We start from the raw sequence: 12,937 nt of genomic DNA, 5'->3' as shown, positions 1-12,937 counted from the left end.
CCGCTTCGCTGCTCAGGCCGATCGGTCCAGAGCACGCAGCGACCGGTCCGTGATGGAACGGGCACCGCGGCCGATCGCGATCGTGCCGGACTGCACGAGCTCCTTGATGCCGTACGGCTCCAGCATCTTGAGCATCGCGGAGAGCTTCTCGCCGGAGCCGGTGGCCTCGACGGTGACGGCCTCCGGGGAGACGTCGACGGTCTTGGCGCGGAACAGCTGGACGATCTCGACGATCTGGGAGCGCGTCTCGTTGTCGGCACGCACCTTCACCAGAACGAGTTCGCGCTGCACCGCCTGCGACGGCTCCAGCTCGACGATCTTCAGCACGTTGACGAGCTTGTTGAGCTGCTTGGTGACCTGCTCCAGCGGCAGGTCCTCCACGCCGACGACGATGGTGATGCGCGAGATGTCGGGGTGCTCGGTGACGCCCACCGCGAGCGAGTCGATGTTGAAGCCGCGGCGGGAGAAGAGGGCGGCGATCCGGGCCAGGATGCCGGGGGTGTTCTCCACCAGGACGGAGAGCGTGTGCTTGGACATGGTCTTTTACGTCTCTCTCGCTCAGTCGTCTTCGTTGTCGCCGAAGTCGGGGCGGACGTCCCGGGCGGCCATGATCTCGTCGTTGGAGGTGCCGGCGGCGACCATCGGCCACACCATCGCGTCCTCGTGGACGACGAAGTCCACGACGACCGGGCGGTCGTTGATGGAGTTCGCCTCCTCGATGACCTTGTCCAGGTCGGCCGGGTCCTCGCAGCGGATGGCGTAACAGCCCATGGCCTCCGACAGCTTGACGAAGTCGGGGACGCGGGTGCCGCGGGCCTCGGGGTTGACGTCGTCCGGGCCGGAGTGCAGCACGGTGTTGGAGTACCGCTGGTTGTAGAAGAGGGTCTGCCACTGGCGGACCATCCCGAGGGCGCCGTTGTTGATGATGGCGACCTTGATCGGGATGTTGTTCAGGGCGCAGGTGGCCAGTTCCTGGTTGGTCATCTGGAAGCAGCCGTCGCCGTCGATGGCCCAGACCGCCTTGTCCGGCGCCCCGGCCTTGGCGCCCATGGCGGCCGGGACGGCGTAGCCCATGGTCCCGGCGCCGCCGGAGTTGAGCCAGGTGCCGGGCTTGTCGTACTGGATGAAGTGGGCGGCCCACATCTGGTGCTGGCCGACGCCCGCGGTGAAGATCGTGCCCTCCGGGGCGAGCCGGCCGATGCGCTCGATGACCTGCTGCGGGGAGAGCGAACCGTCGCCGGGCTGGTCGTAGCCGAGCGGGTAGGTCTCGCGCCAGCGGTTGAGGTCGTTCCACCACATCGCGTAGTCGCCCTGGTGACCCTCGCTGTGCTCCTTCTGCACGGCCTGGATCAGGTCGGCGATGACCTCGCGGGCGTCCCCGACGATCGGCACGTCGGCGGCGCGGTTCTTGCCGATCTCGGCCGGGTCGATGTCGGCGTGGACGATCTTGGCGAACGGGGCGAAGCTGTCCAGCTTGCCGGTGACGCGGTCGTCGAAGCGGGCGCCCAGCGCCACGATCAGGTCGGCCTTCTGCAGGGCGGTCACCGCGGCCACCGAGCCGTGCATGCCCGGCATGCCCAGGTGCTGCGGGTGCTGGTCGGGGAACGCGCCGAGCGCCATCAGCGTGGTGGTGACGGGTGCGCCGGTCAGCTCGGCGAGGACCTTCAGCTCGGCGGTCGCCTTGGCCTTGAGCACACCGCCGCCGACGTACAGCACCGGCCGTCGGGCGGAGGTGATCAGCTTGGCGGCCTCGCGGATCTGCTTGGCGTGCGGCTTGGTCACCGGGCGGTAGCCGGGCAGGTCCATGGCCGGCGGCCAGGAGAAGGTCGTCCGCGCCTGGAGGGCGTCCTTGGCGATGTCGACCAGGACCGGGCCGGGGCGGCCGGTGGAGGCGATGTGGAAGGCCTGCGCGATGACCCGCGGGATGTCCTCGGCCTTGGTGACGAGGAAGTTGTGCTTGGTGATCGGCATGGTGATGCCGACGATGTCCGCCTCCTGGAAGGCGTCCGTGCCGATCGCCTTGGACGCCACCTGCCCGGTGATCGCGACGAGCGGCACCGAGTCCATGTGCGCGTCGGCGATCGGGGTGACCAGGTTGGTGGCGCCGGGGCCGGAGGTCGCCATGCAGACGCCGACCTTGCCGGTGGCCTGCGCGTAGCCCTCGGCCGCGTGGCCGGCGCCCTGCTCGTGCCGGACCAGGACGTGGCGCACCTTGGTGGAGTCCATCAGCGGGTCGTACGCCGGGAGGATGCAGCCGCCGGGGATGCCGAATACCGTGTCGGCGCCGACCTCCTCGAGAGAGCGGATGAGGGACTGCGCGCCCGTGACGTGCTCGGGGGCGGAGTGCTGTCCTCCGGATCGGGGCCGGGGCTGCGGGTGGTGGGCCCCGGTGGCCTGCTCGGTCATCGGCAATCTCTTCTCAGATGCTGAGGGTTTTTGCGAGGTTTGGGCGGTGCTGTTCTGCCGCACGGCAGGTGCTGGTGCAACAAAAAACCCCTCGTGCCGTAAGGCAAGCGAGGGGAGCGCGCCGGGTGGGGTCGCTGAGCGGTCGAAGCTCAGCGTCAGCCGACGCGCTTTCCAAGTACGAGAATTCGGGTGCGCATGGCACTGACCCTCCCCCCGGCACACACTCACTGTCAAGTGGGTGGGACGGGAGTCTCATTATGTGAACGGAGGGCCGTCCCACCGCCGATGACGGCGGACACGCCCGAGCTGTACAGACGCGGGGTGCCGCCCGCGAACGCCGGCTCGGCGGGCCCGTTCGGCACCGGGTAACGGCCGCCGGCCAGTGCCCGGCGCAGCCGGTACTCGTCGAGCGGCCCGGAGAACGCCATGCCCTGCCCGTGCGTGCAGCCCATCGCGCGCAGGGCGACCACCTGCTCGGGCAGGTCGACCCCCTCGGCCACGGACTGCAGCCCGAGGTCGCCGGCGATCCGGAGCAGCCCGCTGGTGATCTTGTGCAGGCGCGCGGACTCGACCACGCCGTCGACGAGGTCACGGTCGAGCTTGAGCACGTCCACGGGCAGCCTTCTGAGGGCCGTGATCGCCGCGTAGCCGCTGCCGAAGCCGTCGAGCGCGATCCGTACGCCCACCCGCCGCAGAGCCGCCAGGCGCCGCTCCAGCTCGTCCATGGAGACCCGCGGGTCGGCGTCGGACAGCTCGATGATCAGCGCGCCGGACGGCAGTCCGTGCCGGGTGAGCAGGGCCTCGATCGAGCCGAGCGGCATCGACGTGTCCAGCAGCCGCCGGGCGCTCATCCGGACCGCGACCGGTACGGCCGGTCCCGTGGCGTGCCGCTCGGCGGCCTGCTCGACCGCCTCCTCGATCATCCAGCGGCCCAGTTCGGCCGTTCTGCCGCCGTCCTCGGCCACCCGCAGGAACTCCGCCGGGGTGAAGAGCACCCCCTGGGAGGAGCGCCAGCGCGCCTGTGCGGCCACCGACGTGATCCGGCCGTCCTCCAGGGACACCACCGGCTGGTGCAGCAGGGCGAACTCGCCGTCGTGCAGGGCGGCCCGCAGCCGGGTGGCCAGTTCGGCCTTGCGCACGACGTCCTGCTGCATCTGCGGCCGGTACAGCTCCACGCGCCCCTTGCCACCGGCCTTGGCCCGGTACATGGCCAGGTCGGCGTTGCGCAGCAGCTCGCCCGCGCCGAGGCCGGGCTCGGCGAAGGCGACGCCGATGGACGCGTTGACCCGGACATCGTTGCCGTCGATGAGGTACGGCTGGGACAGGGTGGTCCTGAGGCGGTCGGCCAGCTCCAGGATGTGCCGCTCCCGCGCGTCCCGGTCGCGGGTGTTGTCCCCGACGATCAGGGCGGCGAACTCGTCCCCGCCGAGCCGCGAGGCGGTGTCGCCCTGCCGTACGGAGTCCTGCAGCCGGCGCGCGGCCTGGACGAGGAGTTCGTCCCCGGCCTGGTGCCCGATCGTGTCGTTGACGGCCTTGAACCCGTCGAGGTCGATGAAGAGCACGGCCGTGTTCCGCAGGGCCAGGCCCCGGTCGGAGGCGCGGCGGCCGGACAGGGCGTGCTGGACGCGCTTGGTGAACAGGGCGCGGTTGGGCAGGTCGGTGAGCGGGTCGTGCTCGGCGTTGTGCTGCAACTGGGCCTGGAGCCGGACGCGTTCGGTCACGTCCCGGCAGTTGAAGATCAGGCCGCCCTGGTGGCGGTTGACGGTCGACTCGACGTTCAGCCAGCCGCCCTCGCCCGAGCGGAAGCGGCACTCGATGCGCGTGGTGGGTTCCTCGACGGGGTGGGCGGCGAGGAAGCGCCGCACCTCGTGCACGACGCAGCCGAGGTCCTCCGGGTGGATGAGACCGGCCAGTTCCGTGCCCACCAGGTCCTCGGCGGGCCGGCCGTAGACCCCGGCGGCGGCGGGCGAGACGTATCTGAGGACACCGCTGGGGGCGGCGATCATGATGACGTCGCTGGAGCCCTGGACCAGGGAGCGGAAGTGGTTCTCCTTCTGGGCCAGTTCCTGGGTGAGGGTGATGTTGTCGAGCAGCATGATGCCCTGGCGCACGACGAGCGCGAGCACGACCGTGCCGCCGGTGAGCAGGACCACGCGGTCGACGCTGCGGCCGTTGAGGACGTTGTAGAGGATCCCCAGGGTGCACACGGCTGCCGCGAGGTACGGCGTGAGGGCGGCGAGCGAGCCGGCGATGGGCCGGGCCGCCGGGTACCGGACGGTCTCGTTGGCGGGTCCGGCCGGGGTGGGGTGTGCGCCGCCGCGCTGCCCGGGCACGTGCTCGTGCACCACGCGCGTGTGCGTCTCCGCACCAGGCCGGTCCGACCCCGGGCGGTCGCCCTCCGCGGTCCGGGGCGCGACCCAGGGGGCGTAGGCCAGGAGCAGCGAGCCGGTGAACCAGCCCGCGTCGAGCAGCTGGCCGGAGCGGTAGCCGTGGTGCAGCAGCGGAGAGGTGAACAGGGCGTCGCACATCACGGTCAGCGCGAGGGCGCCGATGGCGGTGTTGACCGCCGAGCGGTTCACCGCCGAGCGCCGGAAGTGCAGCGCGAGCACCATGCTGACCAGGGCGATGTCCAGCAGCGGGTACGCCAGCGAGAGCGCGGTGTGCGCCACGCCGGGCCCTTCGGATTTCGCGGCCTGGGCGAGGGCGAGGCTCCAGGCCAGCGTCAGCAACGAGCCGCCGATCAGCCAGGCGTCGAGCCCGAGGCAGACCCAGCCGGCCTTGGTCACCGGCCGTTTGGCGAGCACGAGCAGCCCGACGATCGCCGGTGGCGCGAAGCAGAGGAAGAACAGGTCGGCGTAGCTGGGACTGGGCACGGGCAGTCCCAGGACCACCTCGTACCACCCCCAGACCAGGTTGCCCAGGGACGCCATGGCCGAGGAGAGGCCGAACAGCAGCCAGGCGGGCCGGAAGCGGGTGCGGCGGCTGCGGGCGTACAGGAAGCACGAGACCGCCGCGGTGGCGGCCGCCGCGCTGAGCCCGAAGTCGCCCATGATCAGGGCCAGTCGGCTCGAACCCCAGCCGAAGGCGGCACCGACGGCGTATCCCGCGCAGGCCAGGGCGAGGACGAGCTGGAGGGCCGGGCCCGGCCGGTGGCCGGGGGCCGGTGTACGGGGCGGCTGCGCGGTCCGGGACGGAGGCTGTGCCCGCAGCGTTCCGTCCAGCGTGGGGGTCGTCGGGGGCGCGCTCACCGGGCCCTCCCGGCTCGCTCCGCGCCCGGGTCCCGTGGACCCCGGTGGACCGGCTGGGCCTGCCGTCGGCGGACGCCGGCCCTGCGGTGGTGGCTGTGCTGGGTGTGATGATCGCTGTGACATGTGCGGTGGCCGCCGTGATCGGCGCGCCGGCCGCGGCTACCCGCGGCCGTCCGCCCGGGTCGCCGCCGGCCGCCCCGCCCCGTCGGATCGCTCGTCCATAGGCCGTGCATCGCCTGTCGCCCCCCTCACAGTCTGAAGTGCTCGTCCCCGGCGCCGAACGGTCCCCGGCGCAGCCCCTGTCGGGACGATACACCAGTCTCGTCACTCAGGGACATAGGTTCTCTACGCTCCGTGACGATCAACAGATATATGAGTACCCACCGCACCTGGAAGGTTGCGGACGGTACCCGAAGGTCGGTCAGTCGGTTGGTGCACCCGTCGTGAGAATCACGTTCCGGAGCGGCTCCCGGTTCACGTAACGGCTCAACTGGGCCACCAGGAGCCGCCGGGCGCGCGGCAGGAACGCGGAGGTGGGTCCGCCCGCGTGAGGGCTGATGAGTACCCCCGGCGCACGCCACAGGGGGTGTTCGCGCGGGAGGGGCTCGGGGTCGGTGACGTCGAGGGCCGCGGTGATCCGGCCGCTGTCGACCTCGGCGAGCAGGGCCTTGGTGTCGACGACGGGTCCGCGGGCGACGTTGACCAGCAGGGCGCCGTCCTTCATCCGGGACAGGAAGTCGGCTCCCGCCAGGCCGCGGGTCGTCTCCGTGAGCGGGGTGGAGAGGATGACGACGTCCGCCTCGGGCAGCAGCGCGGGCAGTTCGGTGAGCGGGTGCACCGGCCCGCGCGCCGTCGTGCGCGCGGAGCGCGCGACGCGCGCCACCCGCGCCACCTCGAACGGAACGAGCCGGTCCTCGATGGCGGCGCCGATCGATCCGTAGCCGACGATGAGGATGTTCCTGTCGGCGAGCGCGGGCCGGAACCCGCCGAGCCACTCGCCCCGTTCCTGCGCGCGGACGAAGTCGGGCAGTCCGCGCAGCGAGGCCAGGACCAGCGCCAGGGTCAGTTCCGCCGTGCTGGCCTCGTGCACTCCGCGCGCGTTGCACAGCCGCACCCCGGGCCGCAGGTCCCGAAGGCCCGGCTCGACGTGGTCGATCCCGGCGGACAGCGTCTGCACCACCTCCACCCGGCGCATCCCGGGCAGCGGGCGTACGCACAGCGCACTGGGCTTCATATAGGGGACGACGTAGAAGGCGCAGTCGGCCGGGTCCGCGGGGAAGTCCTGCGTCCCGTCCCAGAAGTGGTAGTCCGGACCCTCGGGGAGTCCCTCGATCTCGTCCGGCGGGATGGGCAGCCACACGTCAGCAGTCATGCTCCGGAGGCTATGTCAGGGCCGCGCCACGGCAGAGGTTAGGTTGGGGTGGCCGGAACAGGGAGGGTCACGACCACGTGGAGCGCAGGACGATCGGCGCGGGGGCACTCGCGGTGGGGGCCGTCGGACTCGGGTGCATGCCGATGAGCTGGGCCTACAGCGCCTCGCGGCGGCGCGGCGACGAATCGCTCAGGGCGGTGCACCGGGCGCTGGACCTGGGCGCCTCCCTGCTGGACACGGCCGACATGTACGGCCCGTTCACCAATGAGCTGCTGCTGGGGCGGGTGTTGAAGGAGCGGCGCGCCGACGCGTTCGTGTCGACGAAGGTCGGGCTGCTCGTGGGCGACCAGCACATCGTCGCCAACGGCCGCCCCGGGTACGTGAAACGGGCGTGCGACGCGTCGCTGCGGCGGCTCCAGACGGATGTCATCGACCTCTACCAGTTGCACCGGGCCGATCCCGAGGTGCCCGTCGAGGAGACCTGGGGTGCGATGGCGGACCTCGTCCACGCCGGGAAGGTGAGGGCGCTGGGCCTGTGCGCGGTGGGTGCCGGGTCCTCGCGCAGGGGCCGGGTCCGGCCGTACGACGCGACCGTGCGGCAACTGGAGCGCGTGCAGCAGGTGTTCCCGGTGAGCGCGGTGCAGGCGGAGCTGTCGGTGTGGTCGCCGGAGGCGCTGCGGACGCTGCTGCCGTGGTGCCGGGGCCGGGGTGTCGGGTTCCTCGCCGCGATGCCGCTGGGCAACGGCTTCCTGACCGGCCGGCTGCGGCCCGGCGCCGGGTTCGAGGCGGACGACCCGCGCGCCCGGCATCCGCGTTTCACCGGCGAGATGATGGCCGCGAACCAGCCGATCGTCGCCGGCCTGCGCCGTGTGGCCCGCCGGCACGGCCCGGCCGTCACCCCCGCGCAGGTCGCCCTGGCCTGGGTCCTGGCCCAGGGCGAGCACGTCGTGCCGGTGCCGGGCACCAAGCACGAACGGTGGGTCACGGAGAACTCGGCCGCGGCACAGCTGCGTCTGACCAGCGACGATCTGCAGGAACTGGCGTATCTCCCGCCCGCGCGGGGATCCTGGGACTGAGCCGCGGCGGCACGGGGAAGCCGGTGGGGGCGGGTCCGGCTTCGGCTGATCGGGAACTTCCCGGGCGCGTGCGGTGTATGACAGGGAGAGGACCCGCCCCGTCGAAGGGACCAAGATCGTGCGACGTCGAGCCGTGCCGGCCGTCCTGGCCGCCGCCACGCTCCTGCTGACGGCCGGCTGCTCCTCCGGCGACGAGGGGTCCGCCGGTCCGGACGGCAGTGCCTCCGCGAGCCGGACCGGACCGGGAGCGTCCGCCCCGCCGCGGCAGTCCGCCGAGGTCCCGCCCGCCAAGGGCTCGGTGAAGGTGCTGCGCACCGTCGCCGAGGGCCTGGACTCCCCCTGGGGGCTGGCCGCCGTCCCGGGCGGCGGCCTGCTCGTCTCCTCGCGCGACGAGGCGACGATCGTGCGCGTGGACGAGAAGACCGGCAAGAAGACCGAGCTGGGCGAGGTGGCGGGGGTGTCCGCGGCCGGGGAGGGCGGTCTTCTCGGCATCGCCCTCTCCCCCGACTTCGCCTCGGACCGCATGATCTACGCGTACTTCACCTCGGCCTCGGACAACCGCGTCGTGCGGATGCTCTACGACGACCGCAAGCCCGCCGGCGAGCAGCTCGGCGCCCCCGACACCGTCTTCAAGGGCATCCCCAAGGGCTTCGTCCACAACGGCGGCCGGATCGCGTTCGGGCCGGACAAGATGCTGTACGCCGGCACGGGCGAGAGCGGCGACACCGGCCTGTCCCAGGACAAGGACTCCCTGGGCGGCAAGATCCTCCGCCTCACGCCGGAGGGCGAGCCCGCCCCGGGCAACCCGTTCCCGGACTCGCCGGTGTACTCCTACGGCCACCGCAATGTGCAGGGGCTCGCCTGGGACGGGCGGCAGCGGCTGTTCGCCTCGGAGTTCGGGCAGGACACCTGGGACGAGCTGAACGCGATCAAGCCCGGTGACAACTACGGCTGGCCGGAGGCGGAGGGCACCTCGGACGAGTCCGGGTTCCACAACCCGGTGGAGCAGTGGTCCACGGGCGAGGCGTCCCCCAGCGGCATCGCTCACGCCGAGGGGTCGGTCTGGATGGCGGGCCTGCGGGGCAAGCGGCTGTGGCGCATCCCGCTGGACGGCACGAAGGCGGCGGCGGAGCCGCAGCCGTTCCTCACGGACGAGTACGGCCGGCTGCGCACGGTGGTCGCGGCGGGCGGCGACCGGCTCTACGTCATGACCAGCAACACCGACGGCCGCGGCAGCCCGAAGGACGGGGACGACAGGATCCTGGAGGTGCGGGTCCGGTAGCCGCCCCTGAGGGTTGGCACGCGGGCGGGGCCGCCGGGTGGCGGGGACGGGCCGGGGCTGCGGCTACTCCTGCGCGTCGTCCGGCGGGCGTACGACGACCTTGCCGGAGGCCAGGTCTATCGGACCCCGCCCGGGATCGCCGTCACCGACGTCCTCCCGGGTCAGTTCCAGCCGTTTCTGTTCGTCCCGGGTGTGCTTGCGGCCGGGCGAGAACAGTTCCTCGAACATGTTGAACAACTCTGCCTCCCTCAGCCGCGGGAACCGCGACCTCTGTTCCAGCGTATGCCTCAGCCCGCCGGACCCGGCAGGAGCGTCTCGGCCGGGAACAGGCCCAGCCGGTGCGCCAGCGCCGCCGCCTCGCCCCGCCCGGAGACGCCGAGCTTGGCCAGGATGTTGGAGACGTGGACGCTCGCCGTCTTCGGGGAGATGAACAGCTCCTGCGCTATCCCGCGGTTGGTGTGCCCGGCCGCCACCAGCCGCAGCACGTCCCGCTCCCGGCTGGTGAGGCCGAGTGCGCCGGCGGGGTCCCCGGCCGCCGTGTTGGCGGGCGCCAGCGGGAGCCGGGCCCGCCGGGCGAGCGCCCCGGCGGCGTCGGCGAGCGGCCGGGCACCGAGGTGGCGTGCTACGGCGTGGGTGAGCCGGAGCAGTTCCGTGGCGCGGGCGCGGTCGTCCTCGCCCCCGCCGGTGAGCAGCGACTCGGCGAGGCGGTACCGGACGCGGGCGAGATCGTAGGGCCGCCCCAGGGGTTCGAAGGCGGTGACCACCCGGGACCAGGTCTCCGGAGCGCTCAGGCCCCGCGCGCGGTGCAGCTCCGCGCGGACCCACTGTTCGTGCGCCAGCCAGACGGGCGCGTTGGTGGTGAGGCGTCTGACCGTCTCGAAGACGCTGTCGAGGACCTCGTCGCGGCCCTCCTGCGCGGCGGGCAGGGCGCGGGCGTCGGCCTCGGCGGCGGCCGCTTCGAGCAGCAGCGGCCAGGCGTAGCGCTGGGTGCCGGGCGGGAAGCCCGCCGCGAGGGTGCGGGCGAGTTCGGCGCGGGCGGCGGCCGGGCGGCCCTCCCGCACGGCGACGGCGATGGTGAGGCACGAGAGCGGCAGGTCGTGCTGGGGCATGGGGTCGTGCGGGCCGTAGGCGGCCCGGCCCTCGGCGAGGTGCCGGGCGGCCTCGGGCACCCGGCCGCGGGCCAGGGCGAGGTACGCCAGGCTGTTGGCGGCCGATCCGTGCGGACCGGCCGTGTGACCGCGCCGCTGCGCGTTGGCGGCGGCCTCGGCTGCCTCGTCCCAGCGCCCCAGCGACAGGAGCGACTCGGCGAGGTTGCTCCAGATCCAGGCCTCGGTGTCCCGCAGCCCCATCCTGGCGGTGAGCCGCAGGCCCTCCTGGAGGACGCCCACGGCCTCCTCGGAGCGGCCGACGCCTTCGAGGACGGACGGCAGGTTCACGTGGCTGCGGCCGACGATCGCGGCGAGACCGCGGGCGACCACCTCGTCGCGCACGTCGTACATGTGGGCCAGTCCGGCGTCGATCTGCCCGGCGTCGACCATGAGGCCGCCGAGGGTGAGCCGGGCGTGGGAGGCGATGTCGTCGGCGCCGACCATGCGCGCGTACTCCACGGCCCGCTCGGCCGCCGTCAGGGCCTGCGGCCCGGGTTCGTGGAGCATCGACCAGTGGGCGACGGCGGCCAGCACCTCGGCGTGCACCCCGGACGGCGGCAGACCGCGCACCAGCTCCTGCGCGGTGGCGATCTCCCGCCAGCCGTCGCCGCGGGCGAGGCCCCGCACCAGGCGGGAGCGCTGGATCCAGAACCAGGCGGCGCGCTGGGGGTCGGCGCCGCCCGGGTGCCGGCCGGTGCCGCAGGGCGCGGTGCCGTCCTCCTCCAGCAGCCGCAGCGCCCGTTTGGTGATCTTCAGGGCCCGTTCGCGCTCCCCGCAGAGCCGCCCCGCCACGGCCGCCTCGGCCAGCAGGTCGAGGTGGCGCAGGGCAGTGGTGGCCGGGTCGCAGCCGCAGGGGGGATAGATCTCGGCGTGGTCGACGGGGCGCAGCGTGCGGCGCACGTCCTCGGGGGCCGAGTCCCACAGCTCCATCGCCCGTTCCAGCAGGCGCAGTTGCTCGGCGTAGGCGTGCCGGCGGCGGGCTTCGACGGAGGCCTCGAGGACGGCGGGCAGGGCCTTGGCGGCGTCGTGGGCGTGGTACCAGTAGCTGGCCAGGCGGGTGGCGCGCTGGTCGGCCGGGACCAGATTCGGGTCGGCCTCCAGGGCCTGGGCGTAGCGGCGGTTGAGGCGGGAGCGCTCACCGGGAAGCAGGTCGTCGCTGACGGCCTCGCGGACCAGGGAGTGCCGGAAGCGGTAGCCGTCGCCGCCCGGTGCGGGGGCGAGGATGCCGGCGTTCACGGCGGCGCGCAGCGCCTCGATGAGGTCGTCCTCGGCGAGCCGGGCGACGGCCGCGAGCAGGCGGTACTCGACGGTGGAGCCGCCCTCGGCGACGATCCGGGCGATCTGCTGCGCCGGCTCCGGCATCCCCTCGACCCGCACGAGCAGCAGATCGCGCAGGGAGTCGGTCAGGCCCGTCCGGCAGCCCTCGTGGGCGGCGACGGCGAGTTCCTCCACGAAGAAGGCGTTGCCGTCGGAGCGTTCGAAGATCGCGTCGACCTGGTCGGGGTCGGGTTCCTGCGCCAGGATGCCGGCGATCTGGCGGCCCACCTCCTCGCGGGTGAAGCGGCGCAGTTCGAGGCGGCGGACGGTGCGCAGCCGGTCGAGCTCGGCGAGCAGCGGCCGCATGGGGTGGCGGCGGTGGATGTCGTCCGAGCGGTAGGTGGCGACGACGACGAGGCGGCCGGTGCGCAGGGTGCGGAAGAGGTAGGCGAGCAGGTGGCGGGTGGAGGCGTCGGCCCAGTGCAGGTCCTCCAGGGCGAGGACGACGGTGTGCTCGGCCGCGACGCGTTCCAGCAGGCGGGCGGTGAGCTCGAAGAGGCGGGCCATGCCGTTCTCGTCGTGCCGTCCGGTGCCGGACTCGCCGAGTTCGGGCAGCAGCCGGGCCAGCTCCTCCTCCTGGCCCTGGGCCGCGTCGGTCAGCTCGGCGGGCAGGTCCCGGCGCAGGGCGCGCAGGGCCGTGGAGAAGGGCGCGAAGGGCAGTCCGTCGGCGCCGATCTCCACGCAGCCGCCCAGGGCGACCACCGCGCCCCGGTCGCGGGCCGCGGCGGCGAACTCCTCGACCAGGCGGGTCTTGCCGACTCCGGCCTCGCCGCCGAGGAGCAGTGCCTGCGGTTCACCGGCGCGGCAGCGGGCGAGCGCGTCGTGCAGCGTGCCCAACTCCTCGGCACGGCCGACGAACACGGGGCTGACGGACCTGGTCTCCACGGTCCCGAGCATCGCACGTGCGGCGGAGGGGGCGGCACCGGTTTTCGCCGGTGCCGCGCCCGAGCGGTCGCCGTGCGGGCGGAGGGAAGCGGTGGCCGGTGCCGGACGGACGAGCGCACCGCCCCCGGATCCGCTTCCGGGGGCGGTGCTCGTCCGCTCGGTCACCGGCCGTGCACCGCGTGCCCCGCCGCCCGGGGCCGGTC

8 protein-coding genes are annotated in these 12,937 nt (G+C 73.2%); 2 read left to right on the top strand and 6 right to left on the bottom strand.

Translation table 11 applies throughout. The features are described from left to right. Positions 1 to 12 precede the first annotated feature (12 nt). From ilvN to ACZ4M5_RS32560, 4 genes are all read right to left on the bottom strand, one after another. Positions 13 to 537: an acetolactate synthase small subunit gene (gene ilvN / locus ACZ4M5_RS32575; RefSeq protein WP_467742308.1), complete on the bottom strand. Its 525-nt coding sequence runs from the start codon at positions 535 to 537 to the stop codon at positions 13 to 15. Positions 538 to 558: 21 nt separating this feature from the next. Then, complete coding sequence (locus tag ACZ4M5_RS32570; protein WP_467742307.1) at positions 559 to 2,406, bottom strand: acetolactate synthase large subunit; 1,848 nt, start codon at positions 2,404 to 2,406, stop codon at positions 559 to 561. Positions 2,407 to 2,636: 230 nt separating this feature from the next. Then, on the bottom strand, positions 2,637 to 5,654 hold the full coding sequence (locus ACZ4M5_RS32565; RefSeq protein WP_467742305.1) for a putative bifunctional diguanylate cyclase/phosphodiesterase: 3,018 nt from the start codon (positions 5,652 to 5,654) through the stop codon (positions 2,637 to 2,639). 421 nt (positions 5,655 to 6,075) lie between these two features. After that, positions 6,076 to 7,026, bottom strand: a complete 951-nt coding sequence (locus ACZ4M5_RS32560; RefSeq protein ID WP_467742303.1) for a 2-hydroxyacid dehydrogenase — start codon at positions 7,024 to 7,026, stop codon at positions 6,076 to 6,078. Between the two features lie 77 nt (positions 7,027 to 7,103). Here ACZ4M5_RS32560 and ACZ4M5_RS32555 point away from each other — a divergent pair, with 77 nt between their 5' ends. Both ACZ4M5_RS32555 and ACZ4M5_RS32550 read left to right on the top strand, forming a co-directional pair. Then, complete coding sequence (locus tag ACZ4M5_RS32555; RefSeq protein WP_467742301.1) at positions 7,104 to 8,102, top strand: aldo/keto reductase; 999 nt, start codon at positions 7,104 to 7,106, stop codon at positions 8,100 to 8,102. Between the two features lie 118 nt (positions 8,103 to 8,220). After that, on the top strand, positions 8,221 to 9,384 hold the full coding sequence (locus ACZ4M5_RS32550; protein WP_467742299.1) for a PQQ-dependent sugar dehydrogenase: 1,164 nt from the start codon (positions 8,221 to 8,223) through the stop codon (positions 9,382 to 9,384). Between the two features lie 63 nt (positions 9,385 to 9,447). On the opposite strand, the gene ACZ4M5_RS32545 is transcribed toward ACZ4M5_RS32550, so the two are convergent. Both ACZ4M5_RS32545 and ACZ4M5_RS32540 read right to left on the bottom strand, forming a co-directional pair. After that, positions 9,448 to 9,621: a DUF6191 domain-containing protein gene (locus ACZ4M5_RS32545; RefSeq protein ID WP_467742297.1), complete on the bottom strand. Its 174-nt coding sequence runs from the start codon at positions 9,619 to 9,621 to the stop codon at positions 9,448 to 9,450. 50 nt (positions 9,622 to 9,671) lie between these two features. Further along, the gene (locus ACZ4M5_RS32540) at positions 9,672 to 12,746 is read right to left on the bottom strand and encodes a helix-turn-helix transcriptional regulator (RefSeq protein WP_467742295.1); all 3,075 of its coding nucleotides are present in this window, start codon (positions 12,744 to 12,746) and stop codon (positions 9,672 to 9,674) included. Positions 12,747 to 12,937: the final 191 nt, after the last annotated feature.

The organism is Streptomyces sp. NPDC026246, assembly GCF_055567995.1.
This window is presented reverse-complemented; position numbering and strand designations above follow the sequence as displayed.

Coding starts and splice junctions, on each gene's coding strand:
- ilvN (WP_467742308.1), bottom strand. CDS start 537: ATGTCCAAGCACACGCTCTCCGTCCTGGTGGAGAACACCCCCGGCATC.
- ACZ4M5_RS32570 (WP_467742307.1), bottom strand. CDS start 2,406: ATGACCGAGCAGGCCACCGGGGCCCACCACCCGCAGCCCCGGCCCCGA.
- ACZ4M5_RS32560 (WP_467742303.1), bottom strand. CDS start 7,026: ATGACTGCTGACGTGTGGCTGCCCATCCCGCCGGACGAGATCGAGGGA.
- ACZ4M5_RS32540 (WP_467742295.1), bottom strand. CDS start 12,746: ATGCTCGGGACCGTGGAGACCAGGTCCGTCAGCCCCGTGTTCGTCGGC.